Annotated in this window: 19 protein-coding genes; 6 read left to right on the forward strand and 13 right to left on the reverse strand. The window is 56.5% G+C overall.

The annotated features are described in order from the left end of the window. Window positions 1-4 precede the first annotated feature (4 nt). The 5 genes from yacG (at window position 5) to OZ656_RS13820 (ending at window position 5,179) form a co-directional block, all read left to right on the forward strand. On the forward strand, window positions 5-193 hold the full coding sequence (gene yacG, locus OZ656_RS13800; protein WP_011786133.1) for a DNA gyrase inhibitor YacG: 189 nt from the start codon (window positions 5-7) through the stop codon (window positions 191-193). A 142-nt stretch (window positions 194-335) separates the two neighbouring features. Next, window positions 336-896 carry a YfaZ family outer membrane protein gene (locus OZ656_RS13805; RefSeq protein WP_023009053.1) on the forward strand — a complete coding sequence of 187 codons (561 nt, stop codon included), beginning with the start codon at window positions 336-338 and terminating at the stop codon, window positions 894-896. A 118-nt stretch (window positions 897-1,014) separates the two neighbouring features. Continuing rightward, window positions 1,015-3,246, forward strand: a complete 2,232-nt coding sequence (locus OZ656_RS13810) for a hypothetical protein (RefSeq protein ID WP_379944646.1) — start codon at window positions 1,015-1,017, stop codon at window positions 3,244-3,246. Between the two features lie 69 nt (window positions 3,247-3,315). Next, on the forward strand, window positions 3,316-4,248 hold the full coding sequence (locus OZ656_RS13815; protein ID WP_379944647.1) for a glucosaminidase domain-containing protein: 933 nt from the start codon (window positions 3,316-3,318) through the stop codon (window positions 4,246-4,248). Between the two features lie 31 nt (window positions 4,249-4,279). Then, window positions 4,280-5,179 carry an acyltransferase gene (locus OZ656_RS13820; RefSeq protein ID WP_199452319.1) on the forward strand — a complete coding sequence of 300 codons (900 nt, stop codon included), beginning with the start codon at window positions 4,280-4,282 and terminating at the stop codon, window positions 5,177-5,179. Between the two features lie 26 nt (window positions 5,180-5,205). Here OZ656_RS13820 and OZ656_RS13825 read toward each other — a convergent pair whose 3' ends face one another. From OZ656_RS13825 to zapE, 5 genes are all read right to left on the reverse strand, one after another. Beyond that, a complete protein-coding gene (locus OZ656_RS13825; protein WP_379944648.1) occupies window positions 5,206-7,881 on the reverse strand; it encodes a LuxR C-terminal-related transcriptional regulator in 2,676 nt (891 codons plus the stop codon). A gap of 270 nt (window positions 7,882-8,151) precedes the next feature. Then, window positions 8,152-9,513 (reverse strand): DUF1329 domain-containing protein, encoded by a 1,362-nt coding sequence (locus OZ656_RS13830; RefSeq protein ID WP_153741136.1) that lies wholly within the window; start codon window positions 9,511-9,513, stop codon window positions 8,152-8,154. A 33-nt stretch (window positions 9,514-9,546) separates the two neighbouring features. Then, complete coding sequence (locus tag OZ656_RS13835; RefSeq protein WP_278350235.1) at window positions 9,547-11,397, reverse strand: DUF1302 domain-containing protein; 1,851 nt, start codon at window positions 11,395-11,397, stop codon at window positions 9,547-9,549. Between the two features lie 218 nt (window positions 11,398-11,615). Continuing rightward, a complete protein-coding gene (locus OZ656_RS13840; protein WP_224850063.1) occupies window positions 11,616-12,800 on the reverse strand; it encodes a thiolase family protein in 1,185 nt (394 codons plus the stop codon). Window positions 12,801-12,835: 35 nt separating this feature from the next. Next, on the reverse strand, window positions 12,836-13,933 hold the full coding sequence (gene zapE, locus OZ656_RS13845) for a cell division protein ZapE (protein ID WP_206769562.1): 1,098 nt from the start codon (window positions 13,931-13,933) through the stop codon (window positions 12,836-12,838). Window positions 13,934-14,169: 236 nt separating this feature from the next. On the opposite strand from zapE, the gene OZ656_RS13850 reads away from it, so the two are divergent. Next, the gene (locus tag OZ656_RS13850) at window positions 14,170-14,607 is read left to right on the forward strand and encodes a YhcB family protein (RefSeq protein WP_011786143.1); all 438 of its coding nucleotides are present in this window, start codon (window positions 14,170-14,172) and stop codon (window positions 14,605-14,607) included. A gap of 43 nt (window positions 14,608-14,650) precedes the next feature. On the opposite strand, the gene OZ656_RS13855 is transcribed toward OZ656_RS13850, so the two are convergent. The 8 genes from OZ656_RS13855 to OZ656_RS13890 form a co-directional block, all read right to left on the reverse strand. After that, window positions 14,651-15,394 (reverse strand): Nif3-like dinuclear metal center hexameric protein, encoded by a 744-nt coding sequence (locus OZ656_RS13855; RefSeq protein ID WP_278350236.1) that lies wholly within the window; start codon window positions 15,392-15,394, stop codon window positions 14,651-14,653. A gap of 238 nt (window positions 15,395-15,632) precedes the next feature. Beyond that, window positions 15,633-16,694: a histidinol-phosphate transaminase gene (gene hisC, locus OZ656_RS13860; RefSeq protein ID WP_379944650.1), complete on the reverse strand. Its 1,062-nt coding sequence runs from the start codon at window positions 16,692-16,694 to the stop codon at window positions 15,633-15,635. Beyond that, window positions 16,687-17,991, reverse strand: coding sequence for a histidinol dehydrogenase (gene hisD / locus OZ656_RS13865; protein ID WP_286714689.1), 1,305 nt, complete (start codon window positions 17,989-17,991; stop codon window positions 16,687-16,689). Before hisD ends, hisC begins: the two co-directional genes overlap by 8 nt. A gap of 26 nt (window positions 17,992-18,017) precedes the next feature. Further along, on the reverse strand, window positions 18,018-18,662 hold the full coding sequence (gene hisG / locus OZ656_RS13870) for an ATP phosphoribosyltransferase (RefSeq protein ID WP_011786147.1): 645 nt from the start codon (window positions 18,660-18,662) through the stop codon (window positions 18,018-18,020). Window positions 18,663-18,691: 29 nt separating this feature from the next. Beyond that, window positions 18,692-19,954 (reverse strand): UDP-N-acetylglucosamine 1-carboxyvinyltransferase, encoded by a 1,263-nt coding sequence (murA, locus tag OZ656_RS13875; protein WP_011786148.1) that lies wholly within the window; start codon window positions 19,952-19,954, stop codon window positions 18,692-18,694. A gap of 19 nt (window positions 19,955-19,973) precedes the next feature. Then, the gene (locus tag OZ656_RS13880) at window positions 19,974-20,222 is read right to left on the reverse strand and encodes a BolA family protein (RefSeq protein WP_014422100.1); all 249 of its coding nucleotides are present in this window, start codon (window positions 20,220-20,222) and stop codon (window positions 19,974-19,976) included. 60 nt (window positions 20,223-20,282) lie between these two features. After that, window positions 20,283-20,600 (reverse strand): lipid asymmetry maintenance protein MlaB, encoded by a 318-nt coding sequence (locus OZ656_RS13885; RefSeq protein ID WP_011786150.1) that lies wholly within the window; start codon window positions 20,598-20,600, stop codon window positions 20,283-20,285. Beyond that, entirely contained in the window at window positions 20,597-21,250 is a 654-nt protein-coding gene (locus OZ656_RS13890) for a phospholipid-binding protein MlaC (protein ID WP_014422102.1), read from the reverse strand. Before OZ656_RS13890 ends, OZ656_RS13885 begins: the two co-directional genes overlap by 4 nt. Window positions 21,251-21,267: the final 17 nt, after the last annotated feature.

The raw sequence follows: 21,267 nt of genomic DNA on the forward strand, positions 1-21,267 counted from the left end.
TGCCATGAATGTAGAGTGTCCCACCTGTAAGAAATCCGTGGAATGGAGCGAGACCAACCCCTGGCGCCCCTTCTGCTCTGAGCGCTGCAAACTGATCGATTTGGGTGCCTGGGCCAATGAGGAGTATCGGGTGCCGGCCGAAAACGCCTCTCCCGATGATCTCGACCAGGGCGGCGAGGTTACCCGTCACTAACGTGTTGGTTGCGAGCCACTTACGGGCTTTTAAGTTGTTAACCACCCGGCAGATGTTTAACATCCGTTGACGTTGAAACTATCGCATATACCGGCAGTTGCGCCGGCCACGCTCTCATAACGACAGCAATAAAGGTGTACACATGAAGATTACCCGCATCTCAGCACTGGCGCTTTCTCTTGCCGCCGCTCCGGTTCTGGCCAGTGACCTGGATCTGAGTCTGACCAACGATTCGGTCAAGGGTCAGGTTAACTTCTTCGGCAGCCAGGAAGAGCTGCAAATGGGTGCTGGATACACCTACCATGAAGGTAGTCGCCACATTATCAACGCCGATTTTCATGCCCAGGGCCGCACTGCCCTTGGGAATCTGCCAACAACTGCCGGCATCGGCATGCGTGGCGTCGGCTGGGATGACGACGATGTTGATGGCGGTGCCATCGGCCTTGGCGGTTTCGCCACGGTGAACATTCCGACCGTGCCCGGTCTGTCGTTTGGCGGCAGCCTGCACTACGCTCCAAGCATTCTGTCGTTCGGAGATTCCGACGACATGACCAGCGTGGAACTTCGGGGCAGCTACCGTGTTATCCGTAATGCGGAAGTGTTTGCCGGTTACCGTTACCTGAATACAGAACTGGATTTTGCCGGTTCTCCAGATGTGAATCTGGATGAGGGCGTGTTGGCCGGTATCAAGATTTTCTTCTGACCCCTTCGCCTCGGTTACCCGGCGCCTTGCCGGGTGACCGATTCGTGCAGCCATTCACGCCCTGCCCTCCTGATTACTGCTAGTCTGTCCGGACATTTGCAAACCGGACTGCGCTTTCATGAGACTGACAATCCCTTCCATACTGGCTACTTCCCTGTTGCTTTCCGCCTGTGGGGGCGGAGATAGTGCGATTGACGGCGCCAAAGACATTCCCAACCGGTTTGGCAACACTCAGAACGCGCTGGATGATTTCAGTTCCGGCAGTACCGGGGATTCCAGCAACGCCCGGGGCCTGAAGCCAAATCAGGTACGGGTTACCATGGAATTACCCGTTAATCTGGCACCTGAGGGCGAGCAAACACGGCGTAACCTTCGTATTGTGATTCCCGATCAGGTTCGGGTTTACCGCACCAACACCAGCGCACAAACCTTTGATGATGTTCGTTACTCCACTGAAAAAGGGACGGACGGCCACTTTATTCTGACCTTTGATAATGGCGTTCCCGTTGGTCCGGATGTGATCATTGAGGCCCGTTATGGCACCGCCACGATGACCGCTCTGGCAGCAGACGCCGACCGGGATGTAAAGGTGAACCCTTTTTCCCATTACCTGGTTACCGAGGTGCTCTGGCGCCGGTACTCCACCTATGATTTTCAGACCGTGTTGGACTGTGTGGATAACGCGTCTTGCTTGAACAAGTATGTATGGGGAACTCTGGCCGACCAGGTACACGATTTTGAGATTGATATTCCGGAGAACGCTAACGTTACCCAAGCGACCTCTACCCTGGCTGACCGGGCTGATTTTGCCAGCTATGTAGCAGATATGGCCGACTACGCACTGCTCGGCCAGGCATCCTCAGACCGGATTTCCGCCAGTGCGGCGGATTACAACTCCGTGTTTCTCGGCCTGGAATTGGGCCAGACGTTTCGCGAATCCAATGTAGCAGGAGCCGGCCAGTGGGGCGTACGCATGGCTCAGGTAGAGCGGCTGACCGAGGACAACCGCGCCTTTTTGTATCCCGCACTGACGCTCACGTCGTTCGATGCCTTCAACCTGAATATCACGTCTCTGGCCACGGACATACCTTACGATCGCCAAACGCAGATTCACGGTTTTTTCGAGCGGAATAATTCCGGTATTCCAGAGCAGCTCTTTTTTGAGCGCGGGACCGAAACCTGGGAACGAAACAGCCATTCCAGCGCCCCGGGCGCTGCCACACTGACCACCGAAACACCGGCTCGCTTGCTGGCGGGAAGAGCCCTTTACCAAACCATCACCAAACGAAACAGCAGCCTGATCAATGGCTGGACCAGAAACCCGTACTATCTGGATGCCTTTACTTCCGAACCGGTGAATGACCAGAGCGGGCCAGACCGGGTACTGACCAACTATTTCACCGGCGGCAAAGCGATCGCGCTGGAAGATGATAACGGCAAGCTCAAACGCCGGAACACTCTCGAAAACCACTACCTGAGCGTATTCGAGCTACACCTCCAACGTGCGGAGGCATTCCAGATCTACGATATGGCCGGACAGGCCTATAATGTGGCTTACCTCGCCACCCGCTTCGCCGATGGGGCGCCTGCAACATTCGAAACCGGACATGGTCAATGGGCATTCGGCTCAGCGAACGGTCAGACTCTGAACGGCACCGCCAATGTGGACCAGTTCACCCTGGCCCGCGACGCCTCCGGTGGCGTGGCCACACCCGATACCAGCAACGACACCTGGAATCTGATTAACCGGCGTTCCCGCCTGAGCTCGGGCGATATTTATATGGGGCGGCTGGGGTTGTTCCGCAACGAGATCGACGAACGAACCAACTTCAACGACCCCAACTTTGGCATCCCCGACATGGGCCTGGGGGCGGCAACCCCAAATCAGGATCTGATGGCCTTTAACCTCAATGATGGCACGTTGGGCAGTGGCCTCCTGGTGGCAGGAAAAACGCTCACAGACGGAGCACTGACAGAAGGCACCTATCGGTTACAGGGCGCCATCGTTGGCGTGACGCAGGAGGAAAACCGGCTCTACCACGTGAACAATGCACAGCTGACCCTGGCGAACAGTTCTGCCAGCTTCGAGGGCACAACCATGATGGTGAACCACCTTATCGAAGACAACGAGGTGGTGGCCCCTGAAGAACTGCCGATGCAGTTTAATGGCAGCTTCACAACAACATTGGAAGGGGGCATTTCGATTACCAGCGCCGGAGAATACGAGATGCGCGGCTTCTATACCGCGGCCGGCAACCAGGTCTTCCTGGTTATCAGCGACGATACCGGCCCGGAAATGAAAACCGGGCTATTGCTCGCAACCCTTGTTGAGGAATCCTCTGCGCCTTAAAACCTGAACCGCGGACAGCCCCGTATAACCTGTTATAATTCAAGCCATATCGATAGTAACGAGGGGTTTATGACTGCAGTTAACCGGGCGCTGATGCTGTTCGTACCGTTGTTTGCGTTTGCTGTTGCGGGTGCCATCTACACGCCAACCGCCAGTCAGAATACCCTGCCGGGAGAAGGGGAAGGCGAGGTTACCCTGTCTTCCCTGCCTCCACTTCCAAAATGGGCGAATGAGGGCCTCCCGGACTTCTCGATTTACCAGGATACCACCGAAAAGAAAGTCGCGTTCTTCTCTTACCTCTACCCCAGAATTGTTCTCGCCAATTCCCGTATTCTGCTTGAGCGTGAATATCTGGCTTCGCTTGAAGAAAAGGCGGCACTGACCAAAGATGAACTCGCATGGCTAACAAGCCAGGGGGATCGACTGCGCATTGAGGCCGAGGCCGGAACTGACCAGCAGTTCGACCTGCTTCGGAAACGCCTCGATGTCATTCCTCCGTCTCTGATCCTGGCTCAGGCAGCGAATGAATCCGCCTGGGGGACCTCCCGGTTTGCGACCGAAGGCAACAATCTCTTTGGTCAATGGTGCTTCTCCCGGGGCTGCGGGCTGGTGCCGCAGAGCCGAATCGAAGGTGCCAATCACGAAGTGGCAAAATTCCCGTCACCTTATTACTCCGTGCGCTCCTACATTCAGAATCTGAACCGTCATCCCACCTATCAAACAGTTCGTGATATTCGGCTCGCTGATCGCAATGCCCAGAAACCCCTGTCTGGGTGGGAGCTTGCAGAAGGCCTGCTTGGCTATTCCGAGCGTGGTGAGGAGTACATAAAAGAGATTCGCGCCATGATCCGTTACAACAATCTGGAGTTCTACGACGAGGAATTCAGAACCCTGCTGGGTGACCGGACCCCTGCGCAGTTTGAACGGCTGGCATCCGCCATTCCGGACACGACGCTCCTGCCCGGTGGATCCGGTGGCCAACTGAGCCCGTTTGAAGGCTAATCCCTGAACCTGACAGATTCGAGATTCTCCGATGCTTGATTTCCTGCCCGCGCCGCTAAAAGGCATCCTTGCGGTGCTGTTGATACTGATCAACACCCTGTTGTTTCTTCCGCTACTGTTGCTGGTAGCACTGGCCAAACTCGTTGCTCCAGTCCAGCCGTTTCGTAAGGCGTGCACTATCGTGCTGAATGCCATTGCCTGGTACTGGATCGGCTTCAACAACACCCTGATGAATCTGCTCCACCGGGTGGAATGGGAGGTCCGTGGTGCGGAAGAACTCAGCAAGGAGCACTGGTATTTTGTCACCTGCAACCATCAGAGCTGGGCTGACATTCCCGCTATTCAATATGTACTGAACAGCAAAATCCCACTGCTGAAGTTCTTCCTGAAAAAGCAGCTGATCTGGGTGCCTTTGTTAGGAGTTGCCTGGTGGGCTCTGGATTTCCCGTTTATGCACAGACATACCAAGGAACAGATCGCCAAACGCCCGGAACTGAAAGGCAAGGACATTGAAGCGACAAAGGCCGCCTGTGAAAAATTCCGGTACACACCCGTGACCATTTTCAATTTTATGGAAGGCACCCGTTTCACCCCGGAAAAACATCAGCGCCAGAACTCACCCTACAAGCACCTGCTGAAACCCAGAGCGGGCGGCACGGCCTTTGTGTTTGGCGCCATGGGCGAGATGATTCATACCATGCTGGATGTCACTATCGTGTATCCCGGTGGTCGACCCGGCATCTGGGACTACCTGTGCGGACGGGTGCGCAAGATCGTGATCGATATTCGCACCCGCGAAGTGCCGGAGCGTTTTCTTGGAATGGATTACGAAAACAACCGGGAGGTCAGGGTCGACTTCCAGCGATGGGTAAGTGAGATCTGGGCGGAGAAAGACCAGCGAATTGAAACACTGTTGGCCGAGAACAGCTAACGAATAATCCCTGCGGGGCTGCGGTATTACAGCAGCCCCAGCTCCCGGGCCCGGACAATTGCCTGTGTCCGTGATTTAACATCCAGCTTGGCGTTTATCCTTCTGGCGTGGGTTTTCACGGTATGCAGCGAAATGTGCAATTTGTCGGCGATTTCCTGGTTTGATAGCCCCTGGGCGATCAATTCCAGAACGCCCTGCTCCCGATCGCTGATGGGTTCGGCCAGGGGATCTGTCGCCGTTACCACTGGCTCACAACCAAACAGCTGCCCAAGCGCTGCGGTAAAGGGCCCGTTATCCAGATGGCGATAGCATTTGTCCATCAGCGGCCCGAGCTCTTTCATCAGTTCTGCGAACGGGCTAATAAAGTGCTCCCGGCTCGCCTGGGCGACAACACTCTCCAGCCTCTTCCGAGCGGCAGGAAGGCCTTTCTCGGCTTCCAGCAGAACAGCATCCAGCAAACCTGCATGCAGCTGAAGCCCCCAGGGCATGCTGCCCTCGTATTTCTCAGAGACAGCATCCAGATGTTCCCGGGCTCTCACCAGGTCGCCATTGGCCATATCAGCCCGCACCTGCAGGCAATCCAGCAGGCCTGGCATCATCGGGAAAAGCTCTGGTACACATCCACCTTTACGGTAAGGTTCCAGTTTGGCGATCGCCTGCGTCGCACTGTCGTGTTGGCCTTGGGCCAGCCAACAACTGGCTTTTAACGCTTCCAGCACCGGTACGTACAGGCTCTCATCCACCTGCCAGGTATGCATGGTGCGCTCTGCCCGACCCACCCAGACGAAGGCATCATCCATCCGGCCCTGAGCGCGACACATCAGCACCCTCAACGCCATGGCGAGCAGCAACCCAAGATCACGGGTCTGTTCGGCATGACGGGCACAGTTGACCAGCAGTCGATCGGCTTCCGTCAGACGGCCCTGATGCCAGAGTACCAGGACCAGATTCAGTTGCAGGCGGGTTTCCCCGATTCGTGCCGGCCGGCTGAGCTCCTGCATGGCCGTATCCAGCCCGGTTCGCAAAAGTTGCTCCGCGTGGCGCAGTGCCCCCTTACCCAGTTCAATGCGGGCGTGGGCGTACACCGCCAGGGCCTCGGACCCCGAATCGCCAGCTTCGCGGGCCAGCTTGGAAGCAACACGATTGGCATCCCGAGCCTCCTGAAAAGACCCGGCCGCACAAAGCGCGCTCGAACGAACAATTTGAGTCACCAGCTGCGCCTGGGTCGACATACTACCCATCGCCAGCGCCTTGTCAGCCATGGCCAACGCGGGCTGCACAAAGCCCTCACCGCGCAATATAAACGCCTTCAAAGCGTAGATGCGGCCCTCGTGCTCTTTCCGATCCCGGTCGTTGAAGCCCTCAAGAAGTTGCTTTGCCTGCTGGAACTGACCACCAATGGCATGTACCCAGCCGTAAACAATACGCAGCCGGGCGCTTCGCTCCAGCAATTCTGCAGGCAGGTTTTTTCTCAAGCTCAACAAAGAGGCAGTATCCTGGCCCAGTAACAGCGCCTCGGTACTCTCGGATGCAATGCGCACAACCTCATCGCTATCGCCGGCCAAGACCGCATACTTTAATGCTTCCGGGAATTGCTGGCGCTGCTCGAACCATCGGCTGGCCATCAGCATTCGGGTGATGTAGCCCCCCATCACCGGGGTTTGCAGCCAGGCCTGTAGCAATGGGTTCAGGCGATACCACCGGCCCCGGCCAGGGACCGGCTTCAGGGGCAGACCACGATCAGCAGCCTCAGACGGTGGCATCCCCGACTCTGACACGGAGGGCTCGATAGCGAAAAACAACTCATCCGAACAGCTGTCCAGCTCGGCAATCGCCCGCAGTGATTTCAACTGAGCGGACCCCAGCTGGGCCGCAATACAGTCTTTCAGGAAACGCTCTACCGAAGGGGTTTCGTGCAGGGCCCGACGCTCCCCGCCCTGTTTCAGCTCCCGCCGATACAGTGCCAGTGGCGTTGGCCAACCTTCAGTCAGCCCGAATAAATGATCAATCGCGACGCTGGTAATAAGGCTGTCGGAGCGCGCTTTCGCAAAAAACTCAAAGGTTTCAGACCGTGAAAACTCCAGGATATCGGGACCCAGCCTGGTGTAGTTGCCATTCAATTCCAGTGTGTGGCTCTCAAATGGCACCGGAAGCCGAGAAGCCATAGCAACTGAAAGACCCGAAGGCAGGTGGGTAACCAACTGGTGCAATAAGCCGCTGACCGCCGGGTTGGTAAGATGATGGACATTATCCAGAACCAGTACTTCTCTGACCTCGCGGGCCTGCCGATCCCGATTGACCAGAAGCATCGTCAAATGGTCTTCAAAGGTTCCACCATTCGGCGGCAGTACCTCTGCCAATCCCAATGCCATCGCAAGTATGGAAAGAAAACGGGAGGGAGCGTTGTCCCCGGCGTTCAGGGAGATCCAGCGAACATTCACGTCCGGTGCACTGGCCAGCGCACTGACCAGGGCGTGAGTCTTGCCGTAACCTCCGGGTGCTTCTAGCTGTAGCAGTCTACCGGCTTGCAAGGCCTGGCATATCATTCGATCCAGATTCGGCCTCGCCAGGGTATCGTCTGGTACAGATGGCACCCTCAGCCGGTGCTCCATAAGATCTCGCACCAGCTCACCGCTCTGTAAACTGGAGTTCGCGGTCTGGAACTCGTCGTTGGCTGCACAGCCTTCTTTAAAGGATTTCACGCACTGCCCCGTTTGAAACCGGCCGGACGAACGCCCAAACCGGAAAATAAGAGTCTTGCTTAGGCCGAAAACGGCATGGCGTCCTGCATGGGGTACGCCTTTAGTATGAGTCTTGAGGGAGAGGTTAAACCAAAGCAGGTGCTTGCTGCAAAAAATTGACGGGGAAAAAAGAGGTTAGAGGCGATTTTTTAACGCGGAGACACTTACCAACGGCCAAAAAAAAGCGAGCCGTAAAGGCTCGCTTTTCCTGACAGCGGTGAAACGCTGTTATTAACGGGTTCCAGCGCGACGCAGAGCCGCCGGCGTGTAATCCCGCGACTGACGCTCGACACCGAAGGTGTACGGCTGGTTCTCTTCGTTCGTCAGGCCAAGAGCCAGGTAACGACCGGAGAGCAGATCGTACAGTACTTCGATCGCGTACCAGGGCACGTTCTGATCGTAGAACTGCATTCCGTGGGCTTCAGCGACACGCCAGAGCTCGCCACGGCCATCGTAGTGATCGATAACCGCTGCCTGCCAGGAGTCCTCATCAATGTAGAAGTCACGCTGGGCGTATACATGCCGCTCACCGTCCTTCAGGGTTGCACGCACGTGCCACACACGGTGCAGCTCGTAACGGGTCAGATCCTGATTGATGTGTCCGGCTTTGATGATTTCATCGTAGCTCAGGCCGCGATCCACCAGCTTGTAGGAGTTGTACGGAATGTACATTTCCTTCTTGCCCAGCAGTTCCCAGTTGTAGCGATCGGGAGCGCCGTTGTACATGTCGAAGTTGTCAGAGGTACGCATGCTATCAGACGCAGTACCCGGACCATCGTAGGCAACCTGCGGAGCACGACGAACCCGACGCTGACCGGCGTTGTAGATCCACGCCCGGCGCGGTTCTTTCACCTGATCAATCGTTTCATGTACCAGCAGTACGTTACCCGCCAGACGCGCTGGCGCAGTAATAGCCTGCTTGAAGTAGAACAGAACGTTGTCGTCTTCACCTGGCTGATAATCGTTCAGGTAAGTACGCCATGTCAGTTCGTCCTGGAACTTGACCACTGAGTAGTCGCCACCAGCTGTAGGAGTGACCTGGCCAACGTTCCGCTGCACCGAACCACCGCGATACCGGGTAATGTGGTTCCAGATAGCTTCGAGGCCGTTCTGGGGAATCGGGAACGGCGTTGCACTCTCGTAATTGCCCAGCCCGTTACCGTCCTGAATCAACTCCACTTTGGTGGCGTTCTCAACGGTCTCATCCATCACTTCTTTCGGGTAAGCCGCCGTACGATGGGTCGGATAGACCGGAATCTTGTAATCGGCGTACTGGCGAATCATCGCCACCTGGCCCGGAGACAGCTTGTCGGCATATTGATCAACATTGCTCTGATCAATGACAAACTCGGGCTGCTCATTCGGGAACGGATTTACATAGATACCGTCGCCCTTGTAGCCCGCCGGCGGAGTTGTTAACCCGCCGGTCCATGCCGGGATGGCACCGCCATTACCAGACTTCTCTGCACCCATCGGGGTCAGAGTATCGCCCAGCTTGGCCGCTTCTTCTGCAGAAACCGCGCCCCAGGCCTGACCGGTAAAGAGACTTGCAGCCAGTACACCTGTGGCCAGTAGTTTCTTGTTTAATTTCATCTAAATTACCTCGTTGAACGAATTCGGTCCGGTTCAGAATGAGTAGGAAACGCTCGCACTCACGAAATCACGGTCGGTCAACTCGTTATACGGTTTGCCACCGAAAAAGTTTGTGTAGCCGATGTTGCCTGTGATCTTGTTCTGATAAACCGCCTGAACGGACAGACCAAGCGCCTTGCTTCCTTCGTTGAAGGCACCACCCGGCTGCGGGGAATAACCTTCTACGTCGTGGCTCCAGGCCAGCTGCGGCAACAGGTTTACACCTGCAAACACGTTCGGGTAGTCCCATACCAGACGGGTACGGTAACCCCAGGAGAAATCAGTGGTGAAGCCGTCGTTTTCACAGTAGTCAGTATTCAGGTTAAGCGGCGCGCCACCTATAACTGGCTGAGAACAGGCATCACCCTGAGAGGTCGGCACTGGACCAACGCCGAAGGTGCCGGAGCGGCCATAACGTGCCTCGTCATAACCGGGCAGATCGTGGACCCAAGTCATGCCTACTTCATTGATCAGGGACAGACGGCTGGCGCCCATAACCTGATCGAAGAACTTGATCAGAGTGAACTGGAACTGGGATACGTTAAAGCGATCGTTACCGGACGCCCTCAGACCATTAATATCGGTTGTGCCCAGCTCTTCCTGACGCTGACGCTGCAGAAGACTCACTGGGCCATCGGGCCCCGGCAGCTGCAGACCAGCATAGATCAGCTCAAAGGCGTTCCACTGAAGGGGCACATCCTCACGGAAGCTGTACTCGGCACCCAGTGACCAGCCGCCGGGCGTGGTTGTGTTGATACTGATACCGTAGAGGTCAATGTTCTCCGGGTACTCCATAAAGTACTCAGGGAACCCACCCGCCTGGGGCCCAGGACCGTCGTTCAGCACACCGCTTACGTACGGCAGGCGGCTGTTGTACTTGATGTAATAGAAGCCCAACTCAGAATCATTCAGTTCAGGCACATACCAACGAACAGCCACACCGAACTGGTCCTTGGAGTCTGCCTCTACATCGGCAAGGCGATTAATGGCGTAGCCGCCAAGGCCCAATGCATCTGTTGCATCAAGCAGCTGACTTTGTGCTTCGCTCACTGCACCTGACGGCCAGATAGGGCCGCAGCCATCGGCGACAAAATCAATGGTAGAGAAGAAGGTTCCGCAATCGTCCGGGCGCACCGGCTCCCATTTGGCCTGAACGAAGGCTTCAACGGAGACGTTTTCAGTGACACCGGCAGACATGTAGAACATCTCAACCGGCAGCAACGCATCCTTCAATTCGGAGCCTGGAGCACGGAACGCCCGAACATCTACCGGGTTGATGGTGTTGATACCACCCTGGATAAACGTACTCTCACCCCAGCTCACTACCTGCTTACCATAGCGCAGGCTCACAGGGATGTTGCCGAAGTACCAGTCAGAAAACACGTAGGCATCGAGGATTTCGCCGCCTGAGGCATTATCCTTTGCTTTCTCGTTGAGCTCTACGTAACGGCGATTCTCGTCTTTGAGCTCGAAGTCATACCAATAGCGGCCACGAACAAAACCACCTACGCGGGTCAGATACTGACTGTCGACTGCATAATCCAGGAACAGCTCACTGTTACCCTTGACGATCTTGGAGATGGTATCGCCTTTGTCGAAATTGCGATTACCGTCGTCATAGTTGTTGGTGGAAGCAGTACCCCGCCCATCATGCGGAGCCAGAAGACGCTTGTCAGCTTCTTCTACTCGCCAGGAAGCACCGGCAGATAACGTGGTATTGAACTGAGCCTCAACATCACCCATGTAGAACGAGTATGCTGCTGCCTGGCCGGACACGCCGGCGGCTATGGCTACGGCAAGTGGTAACTTGGTCCAACGCTGCCACGGTTGAGTTTTTCTTGTCATTGGAAGGCTACTCCGTTGTTGTTCTGAGTCGCTGCTCGATTGTTCTGGTGTTAGGTGTCCTGACGGCTGTACACACAGTGCCGTGATGATTGCACTATAGCTAAGCCTTTCGGGGGCTTTGATCAGTCAAAAGTATGATTTTGCTGTCACTCTCTGTTCAGCCGGGGCTCGCACTCCCTCACTATAGACAAGATTCAGGAGTGCAACCACCTGTCGTCTTACAGCATTTCGATCGCCATTGCGGTGGCTTCACCACCACCGATGCAGAGCGCGGCAACACCCTTCTTTTTGCCATAGCGCTTGAGGGCATGCATCAGGGTAACCAGAAGACGGGAACCGGTAGACCCAACCGGATGCCCCTGGGCACAGGCGCCACCGTGAATATTCACCTTGTCCGGATCCAGGCCCAGCTCTTTGATAGGCATCATGGCCACCATGGCGAAGGCTTCGTTGATCTCGTAAAGGTCAACATCGTCCTTGGTCCAGCCGGTTTTCTGGAAAAGTGTCTGGATCGCGCCCACTGGCGCACAGGTGAACTCGCTGGGATGCTGGGACTGAGTGCTATGGGCAACGATCCGCGCCAGGGGCTTGAGGCCACGTTTTTCGGCTTCGGATTCACGCATCAGCACCAGTGCTGAGGAGCCGTCAGAAATGGAAGACGCGTTTGCCGCAGTCACGGTACCGTCTTTGGCAAACGCCGGGCGCAGTGTCGGAATCTTCTCAATGTTGGCGTTGTGGGGCTGCTCATCATCCTCTACTACCACCTCTCCCTTACGGGTCTTGACGGTAACGGGGATGATCTCTTCTTTGAGCAGGCCTTCTTCAATCGCTTTCTTGGCACGATTCAGGGAGGAAATCGCGTAGTTGTCCATTTCTTCCCGGGTATAGCCTTTCTTGTCCGCCATTTCCTGGGCGAAAGATCCCATCAAACGGCCAGTCTCGGCGTCTTCGAGGCCATCCAGGAACATATGGTCCTGGGGCGCCTGCCCAGGCCCCATGCGGTAGCCCTGGCGGGCGCCCAGCAAAATGTGAGGCGCGTTGGACATACTCTCCATGCCACCGGCTACCATGATGTCGTTTGAGCCGGCTTTGATCAGGTCATGGGCGAACATGGTCGCTTTCATGCCGGAGCCACAAAGTTTGTTAATGGTGGTGGCGCCAGTACTGTCTGGCAGTCCCGCCTTGCGCATGGCCTGGCGAGCGGGCCCCTGCTTCAGGCCAGCCGGCAGCACGTTACCCATAATGACTTCCTGAATATCGGCAGGCTGCAGGCCGGCGCGCTTCACCGCCTCAGCGATGGCAATTGCGCCCAGTTCCGGCGCGGAAACCGGGGCAAGACTACCCATAAAACCACCCATGGGGGTGCGAACACCGCTCACGATGACAACGTTGTCCTGACTCATGCTGTGACCTCTCTGTTGGTTCTTTATGATTCTGGTTATGGTTTGTGGGGCGCTTCGAGATACTCCTGGGATTGCATTTCCAGCAACCGGGATTCCGTGCGCTCGAATTCAAAGCTCAGGCGCCCGCCCGAATAGAGCTCGGTGATGGGCGCCGCAGCAGAGATAATGACCTTGACGTTGCGGTCGTAGAACTCATCGATCATGTTGATAAAACGGCGCGCCTGGTCGTCCTTGTCGCCACCAAGCACCGGTACATTGCTGACGATAATGGCGTGGAACTGGCGCGCCATTTCGATGTAATCGTTCTGACTCCGGGGGCCGTCACACACGTCTTTGAAGTCAAACCAGACCACATCGTCTGCGTGGGCCTGGGCCGGAATCTTGCGACCGTTGATTTCCATGGTTTTACTGTGCTTCGCCGCTTCGACGGCCAGGGCGTCGAAACTGTTCCGCAAGCTGATATCCGCCTCATCATCCAGCGGACAGTGATAAAGCTCTGCCTGCTCCAGGGTACGCAGGCGATAGTCCACGCCGCCATCCACATTCACCACATCGGTGTACTTCTTTACCAGCTCAATGGCAGGCAGGAACCGCGCGCGCTGGAGACCATCTTTATAAAGGCCATCGGGGACGATATTGGACGTACACACCAAGGTAACACCACGACCAAAAAGCCCATCCATCAGCGTGGCAAGGATCATGGCATCGCCAATATCGGAAACAAAGAACTCGTCGAAACAGATGACACGGGTCTCGTCCGCAAACTTTTTAGCCACCATCTCAAGGGGGTTTTTCTCCCCTTTCAAAGCCTTCAATTCGTTGTGAACGCGCTGCATAAAACGGTGGAAGTGCACCCGCATCTTGCGCTCGAATGGCAGCGACTCAAAAAAGGTGTCCATCAGATAGGTTTTACCCCGGCCAACGCCGCCCCAGAAATACAGGCCTTTAACCGGCTCTTCCCGGCCCTTCTTGAGTTTGCGGCGCAGTTTGGCCAACCCTTTGTTGCGCTCGTTTTCAGCAGCCACCAATTTATCGTACAGTGACTGCAGGCGTTGGACTGCATCTACCTGGGCGGGGTCCTTGTGAAAATCCGGGCGTTCAAGATCCTTTTGGTAACGCTCCCAAGGGGTCAGGTTCGCAACGGTATCGGAGGACGTGGCTGCAGTCATCAGGCTTCCTGAATAGTTGAGTCGAGTGAAAAATCGGCGCGGTATTGTCGCCTATTTCGCGTTTTTTCGCCACGCCGGGCGGCTCTCGGGGCAATACGACGATTGGCTCAGTGTTTCAGCATGGGCTCAATCGGTTTGGGGCGTTATACTCCGTTTACGGGGATTGGCTCACTTCCAGGCAATATAAGGACGATTTTCATATGACAAACCTGATTCTGGCGGCAGTTGCCGCGTTGGTAGTTGGCATTGTCATCGGGATTCTGGTTGGCCGTTCCGGCCAGGGAGCAACGTTGCGGCAGCGCCGGGCGGAGCAGCAGATTGAAGAGCTGCGCAGCGAGTTTACGCGCTATCAGGCCCAGGTGAACGAGCACTTTATGGAATCCGCGCACCTGTTGCGCCGGTTCAACGACGCCTACCGGGATGTGAACCAGCATATGGCTCGTGGCGCCAACCGTCTGTGCAATGACGAAGACTGGATGGAAGAGCTGGATCAGAAATCCAAGGGCAGACTGGAGCATGGCAGTGATGGCGAGCCTTCAGAACCTCCCAGGGATTATGCACCCAAGGCCGACCCTGAGGCCAAAGGAACGCTTGCCGAGGACTACGGCCTGGACAAGGGCGAGAAGCGCCCGGCTTGATTCGAAATCAGAGGCTGCGCCACGCGCAGCCTGACAACGATCTTCATACCGGATTATCACAATCGATGAAACGGTGTGTAACACCAAACGCCTCAGCAATCGCCGCCCCTAACGCCTGCACTCCATAACGCTCTGTCGCGTGATGGCCCGCCGCAAAGTAATGAATGCCGCATTCCCGGGCGGTATGAGTTGTCGGCTCCGAGATTTCACCACTGATGTAGGCGTCTACGCCCGCCTCCAAAGCAACGTTGATAAAGCCCTGAGCGGCGCCCGTACACCAGGCGACGGTTTTGATTTTGTCTGCCCCGCCACCAACGTGCAACGGCTGCCTGTGCAGAGCCCGAGCCATCTCTAACTCAAACTTTTCCACTGACAAGGGCTCCGGCAACTCACCCTGCCAGACCAGCCCCCCCAGCGGCCTAGGATTCTGGATCCCGAGCACTTCGGCCAGTTGCCGGTTGTTGCCATACTCCGGATGATCGTCCAGTGGCAGATGGTAGGCGACGAGGTTGATGTCGTTGTCCAGCAACTGCTTGATCCGGTTTTTCTTCATGCCACGGATGGCCTGATCTTCGCCTTTCCAGAAGTAGCCGTGGTGGACAAGGATCATGTCTGCGTTTTGTGCGACTGCTGCGTCGATCAGTGCCTGGCTGGCCGTTACACCGGTAACAAGGGTCGTAACCTGCTCGTTACCTTCAACCTGGAGGCCATTCGGGCAGTAATCCTGGAAGGTATCCGGCTGAAGCCATTGATTTATCTTGGCTAAAATCTCGTTTCTGCTCGCCATTAAACACCTCGAACACATTTCGGTTTCTGGACGCATGGCAGCTGGCGTGCACAACGTTTGAAAGCAAGGGTCAGCAGGGGTTTCCGGAAATGTCGGAGGCCATGGATGGCCGGAGAGAAGCGCACAGGGATGTGCTTGTAGCGGTTTCCGGAGACCCCTGCTGACCCTTGCGGCACCTCGAAGCTGAAACGCCAGCGTAACTCAGCCCGCCAATTCCTCGTTCTGCTACGATACTAAACTAAAGTCCGCCAAGCCCCTTGATCAGAGCATTGTTCTGGTCACTGGTACCAATCGTGATACGCAGAAAATCGCTGATTCTTGGCTTATTGAAATGCCGGACAATAATGCCCTGCTCCCGAAGCTTCGCCGCAATCGCAGCGCCTTCATGGCCGGGATGGCGGGCAAAAACAAAGTTTGCCTTGGATGGCAACACCTCAAAACCCAGAGTTTCCAACTCCCTGGTCACCCGCTCGCGCTCGCGGATCACGCCACTGCAGGAATCCTCGAACCACTGCTTGTCCTCAAACGCAGCCACGGCACCAGCCAGAGCCAGACGGTCCAGCGGATAGGAATTGAAGCTGTCTTTGACACGATTGAGAGCCTCGATCAGATCTTCATTACCAACCGCAAAGCCAACTCTCAGGCCAGCCAGTGAACGGGCCTTGGAGAGGGTCTGGCACACCAACAGGTTCGGGTACTGGTTCACCAGACGAATCGCCGTCTCGCCACCGAAATCAACATAGGCTTCATCAACCACTACCACGCTATCCGGGTTGGCCTGCAGGATATCCTCTACGTGCCCAAGTCCGAGGTAGCGTCCCGTCGGCGCATTCGGGTTCGGGAAGATAATGCCGCCGTTGTCACGCTTGTAGTCGTTCGGATCGATCTCGAAGCTGTCGGTCAGCGGAATAACCGCACTCTCGATCTGGAACAAGCCGCAATACACCGGGTAAAAGCTATAGCTGATGTCCGGAAACAGGATCGGCTTGTCGTGTTTCAGAAGCCCCTGAAAAATATGCGCCAGCACTTCATCGGAACCGTTGCCAACAAACACCTGTTTGGGGGTGATTCCAAAATCCACGTGATATTCGGCAATGGCATCTTTCAGGGCCTGGCCTTCCGGGTCCGGATACAGGCGCAGGCTGTCATTCAACTCTCTCTGAATGGCTTCAATCACTTTTGGCGATGGGCCGAACGGGTTTTCATTGGTGTTCAGCTTCACCAGATTGGCCATTTTCGGCTGTTCACCCGGCACGTACGGCTTGAGTTCACTGACCAGGTCGCTCCAGTACTTACTCATTGATCCGGTACTCCGCTGAACGTGCGTGTGCTGTCAGCCCTTCGCCACGGGCTAGAACCGACGCTACCCGCCCCATACGGTCGGCACCCTGAGCGGTAAAGCCAATCAGGGAGGAGCGCTTCTGGAAATCGTACACACCCAGAGGTGAACTGAATCGTGCGGTGCCGCTGGTTGGCAATACGTGATTCGGGCCCGCGCAATAGTCACCCAGGGCTTCGGCCGTGTGCCTGCCCATGAAAATCGCACCGGCATGGCGGATGTCGTCGAGCATGGCCTGCGGATCTTCTACTGAGAGCTCCAGGTGCTCGGGGGCAATCCGGTTGCTCACTTCGGCGGCTTCTTTCAGATCTGCCACCTGAATCAGTGCCCCCCTTCCCAGCATGGAGGTGCGGATAATCTCCTCGCGCTCCATGGTCGGCAGTAGCTTGTTGATACTGGCTTCCACCGCATCCAGGAAGTCTGCGTCCGGGCTGACCAGAATGCTCTGGGCCTGCTCATCATGTTCGGCCTGGGAAAACAGGTCCATGGCAATCCAGTCCGGGTCGGTCTTGCCGTCACAGATCACCAGGATCTCGGAAGGGCCGGCAATCATGTCGATACCGACCACCCCGAATACTTCGCGCTTCGCGGTGGCCACAAAAATATTCCCCGGACCCACAATCTTGTCCACCGAAGGAACGGTTTCCGTACCATAGGCCAGCGCAGCCACGGCCTGGGCACCACCGATAGTGAACACCCGGTCTACCCCGGCAATGGCGGCCGCAGCCAGTACCATGTCGTTCACCACACCGTCTGGCGTTGGCACCACCATAATGACCTCAGCCACACCAGCGACTTTGGCCGGAATCGCATTCATCAGTACCGACGAAGGATAGGCCGCCTTGCCACCCGGCACGTACAGACCGGCGCGATCCAGCGGCGTTACCTTCTGGCCCAGCACGGTTCCGTCTTCGTCCTGGTATTGCCAGGATTGCTGATTCTGGCGTTCGTGGTAGTCACGGATGCGTCCCGCCGCTTTTTCCAGACCCTCACGCTGATCCTGGGGAATTCGGTCCAAAGCTGCCTGCAAACGGCTTTTATCCATTTCCAGCTCAGCCATGGAGCCAACGTCCAGGCGATCAAACTTGGCCGTAAACTCCAGCACCGCCGCATCGCCCCGGGTCTTCACCTCGTGCAGGATATGCCGAACCGACTCATTCACCTGATGATCCACACTGTCGTCCCAGGCCAGCAGCTGGGCCAGCGCACTGTCAAAGTCGCTCTGGGTGGTGTTCAGTCTGGTGATTCTGTCGGTCATTTTTCAGATCCTGTCTTGGAGTAACACTACGAATCGCGGCGTCGTTCAACGGCCGCGGACATCTTCTCGATTATGGGGTTTATCTGGCCGTGTTTCATCTTCATGGAGGCCCGGTTAACCACCAGTCGGCTACTGATGTGGTCAATCAGTTCTCTTGGCTCCAGCCCGTTGGCCTTGAGGGTATTGCCGGTATCCACGATATCAACAATCTCATCGGCCAGGTTCAGGATCGGTGCCAGTTCCATGGCTCCGTAGAGCTTGATGATATCGGCCTGCCGGCCCTGAGCCGCATAATAGCGCCGGGCCAGGTTGACGAATTTGGTGGCAACACGAATCCTGCCTGCCGGTGGCTGCTCGCCTTTTTTGCCTGCGGTCATCAACCGGCAACGGGAGATGTTCAGATCAAGCGGTTCGTAGAGGCCGTCGCCACCGTGCTCCATCAGAACATCCTTACCTGTAACGCCCAGATCGGCGCCACCGTATTGAACATAGGTGGGCACATCGGTCGCCCGGATGATCAGAATCCGCACGTTCGGGTCGGTGGTGGGAAACACCAGCTTGCGGGACTTTTTCACGTCGTCGACAAGCTCAATGCCCGCTTCCGCCAGCAGCGGCAAGGTTTCTTCCAGAATGCGACCCTTCGACAAGGCGATGGTGATGGAATCTGTCATGTATCCTTCCGGGTTCCCGTTGGTCAAATTCAGGCTGGCAGACGGCGGATGCTGGCACCCAACAGCTGCAATTTCTCTTCAATGCATTCGTAACCGCGGTCAATGTGGTAAATGCGGTCGACAATGGTATCGCCGTCTGCCATCAGACCGGCGATCACGAGGCTGGCTGAGGCCCGCAGATCGGTTGCCATCACCGGAGCACCGGTCAGGTGTTCAACGCCCTTGATGATGGCCGCATTACCTTCAAGGGTAATGTCTGCACCCATCCGGATCAGTTCCTGCAAGTGCATGAAGCGGTTTTCAAATACGGTTTCGACGATGGTTCCGGAACCCTCGGCGACCGCATTCATGGCCGCAAACTGAGCCTGCATATCCGTTGGGAACGCCGGATACGGCGCGGTCCGCAGGCTGACAGCCTTGGGCCGCTTGCCTTTCATGTCCAGTTCAATCCAGTCCGGGCCGGTCGTGATGTGCGCCCCCGCCTCTTCCAGCTTGAGCAGCACCGCTTCCAGGATATCTTCCCGGGTATCTTTTACTTTCACCCGACCACCGGTCGCAGCCGCCGCCACCAGGTAGGTTCCGGTCTCGATCCGGTCCGGCAGCACGTTGTAGTGGCATCCGTGCAGGCGCTCCACACCATTGATTTCAATGGTCGCGGTACCGTGGCCTTTGATATCGGCACCCATGGCGATCAGGCACTCGGCCAGATCCACCACTTCCGGCTCGCGGGCCGCGTTTTCGAGGATGGTTTTACCCTCGGCGAGCGCAGCTGCCATCATCAGGTTTTCGGTACCCGTTACGGTGACCGTATCCAGGAAGATGTGGGCACCCTTCAGCCGGCCATTGGTCTTGGCCTTGATGTAACCATTCTCCACCTTTATGTCGGCACCCATCATTTCCAGACCGTGGATGTGCAGGTTAACCGGTCGGGTACCGATGGCACAGCCACCCGGCAGGGAGACTTCGGCTTCGCCAAAATGTGCCACCAGCGGGCCAAGCACCAGTATGGAGGCGCGCATGGTCTTTACCAGCTCGTACGGTGCATGGAAGTGCTTGATGGTATTGGCGTGCACTTCAACACTCATCTTTTCGTCAATGAGCAGCTCCACCCCCATGCGACCGAGCAGCTCGATCATGGTGGTAATATCGTTCAGGTGCGGCAGGTTGCCGACGGTAACCGGCTCATCCGCCAGCAGTGTCGCCGCCAGAATGGGCAGGGCCGCGTTCTTGGCACCGGAAATGCGAATTTCGCCATCCAGGGGCTTTCGACCCCTGATCAATAGTTTGTCCACGGTAATTATCCTGTTCGGTTCAGGCGCCGGCCTGCTGATCGGCCCACTCGCTCGGGGTAAAGGCTTTCGGGTGAAGGGCGTGAATGGTGCCGTCCATGACATGCTGGAATAGCACCTTGTTGATCATTTGCTGCCGTTTGATGGTGGGCAGTCCCTCAAATACGTCACCCACCACCACAACAAGATAGTGGTTGCCATCAACCTGTACCTGAACCTCGCAACCGGGCAGGGCTTCTTTGACAAGTTCGGTAACCTGGGCGGCGTCCATAAGGATTCCTCGACTAAGTTGAAATCAGGGGCGGAATTGTAACCAATTCCCGGGCGCCGGTCAGCTGTGCTCGGCAAATCCGGGAATCTGATCCTGAAGATTACTGAGTGCGGCCAGAGAACGAAGTCGCTCACTGGCGCCTGTGAAGGAGAGATGGCAATGTCGGCTGAGCGCCAGACGCTGCCAACACAAAAGCATCGAAAGCACCACACTGTGCGCGGTGCCAAGCCCGGACAGATCAACCTCAAGCGTCCCATCGGCCTGCCGTATTTCCTGTTCGCCCTGCTTGCGCAGCGCCAGGACCGTGTCGGCATCGACATCGCCGGTTACGCAAAGAGTTTTGCCGTTCCGGACGATGCCCGGCAACCGATCACTCATGAACGATCCACCTGCTCGTCCAGATTCAGGGCCTCAACCGCGTCACCCCAGCCGTCAATGACCGCCTGAACCTGGCCGCGATTCTCTTCCATTTCCTGGGCAAAGCGATCCCGGAAGGCAAGGCCGATGTTCACGCCCTCTACGATGACGTTTTCCATCATCCAGCGGTCGTCACCTGTCCGGTACATTGAGTAAGTGACCGGATAACGGTTGCCGGAGGCACTGATCAACTCCATTTCTACCGAAGCGCGATCCTCATTCTGAGGAAGGATGGTGGCTTCCTTGACGATGATCTCGAAATCTTCCGCAGAAACCAGGGCCTGGGCATAACTGTCAAACAGGCTGCGCTTGAACTTCTCGACAAAAGCATCCCGCTGCTCTGGCGTGGTCTGGCGGGCATATCGACCCATCACCCGGGCAGCAATCCGGCGAAAATCGACAAACTCCTGAAGGGTTTCATCCATGCTGGCATAAAACGCCTCAGGATCCTTTTCGTACAACCCTTTCTCGGCATTGAGCTTCTGCACCAGCTTCTGGGTATTCTCGTCCACGTAACGCTTCAGATCCTCCTCCGGGCCGGCCCAGACCTGGCCCACCATCAGGGCGACCATGGCAATCATCAACGTCAAACGGTGTTTCAGGACACTCATTAGTTTCTCCTGTGCAT

The sequence above is a fragment of the Marinobacter sp. LM1 genome (genome assembly GCF_042763285.1).
GTDB lineage: Bacteria > Pseudomonadota > Gammaproteobacteria > Pseudomonadales > Oleiphilaceae > Marinobacter > Marinobacter nauticus.

Coding starts and splice junctions, on each gene's coding strand:
- hisC (WP_379944650.1), bottom strand. CDS start 16,694: ATGAGTAAGTACTGGAGCGACCTGGTCAGTGAACTCAAGCCGTACGTG.
- OZ656_RS13880 (WP_014422100.1), bottom strand. CDS start 20,222: ATGGACGCCGCCCAGGTTACCGAACTTGTCAAAGAAGCCCTGCCCGGT.
- yacG (WP_011786133.1), top strand. CDS start 5: ATGAATGTAGAGTGTCCCACCTGTAAGAAATCCGTGGAATGGAGCGAG.
- OZ656_RS13885 (WP_011786150.1), bottom strand. CDS start 20,600: ATGAGTGATCGGTTGCCGGGCATCGTCCGGAACGGCAAAACTCTTTGC.
- OZ656_RS13805 (WP_023009053.1), top strand. CDS start 336: ATGAAGATTACCCGCATCTCAGCACTGGCGCTTTCTCTTGCCGCCGCT.
- OZ656_RS13830 (WP_153741136.1), bottom strand. CDS start 9,513: ATGAAATTAAACAAGAAACTACTGGCCACAGGTGTACTGGCTGCAAGT.
- OZ656_RS13820 (WP_199452319.1), top strand. CDS start 4,280: ATGCTTGATTTCCTGCCCGCGCCGCTAAAAGGCATCCTTGCGGTGCTG.
- OZ656_RS13890 (WP_014422102.1), bottom strand. CDS start 21,250: ATGAGTGTCCTGAAACACCGTTTGACGTTGATGATTGCCATGGTCGCC.
- hisG (WP_011786147.1), bottom strand. CDS start 18,662: ATGACAGATTCCATCACCATCGCCTTGTCGAAGGGTCGCATTCTGGAA.
- OZ656_RS13840 (WP_224850063.1), bottom strand. CDS start 12,800: ATGAGTCAGGACAACGTTGTCATCGTGAGCGGTGTTCGCACCCCCATG.
- hisD (WP_286714689.1), bottom strand. CDS start 17,991: ATGACCGACAGAATCACCAGACTGAACACCACCCAGAGCGACTTTGAC.
- OZ656_RS13835 (WP_278350235.1), bottom strand. CDS start 11,397: ATGACAAGAAAAACTCAACCGTGGCAGCGTTGGACCAAGTTACCACTT.
- OZ656_RS13850 (WP_011786143.1), top strand. CDS start 14,170: ATGACAAACCTGATTCTGGCGGCAGTTGCCGCGTTGGTAGTTGGCATT.
- OZ656_RS13810 (WP_379944646.1), top strand. CDS start 1,015: ATGAGACTGACAATCCCTTCCATACTGGCTACTTCCCTGTTGCTTTCC.
- OZ656_RS13855 (WP_278350236.1), bottom strand. CDS start 15,394: ATGGCGAGCAGAAACGAGATTTTAGCCAAGATAAATCAATGGCTTCAG.
- OZ656_RS13815 (WP_379944647.1), top strand. CDS start 3,316: ATGACTGCAGTTAACCGGGCGCTGATGCTGTTCGTACCGTTGTTTGCG.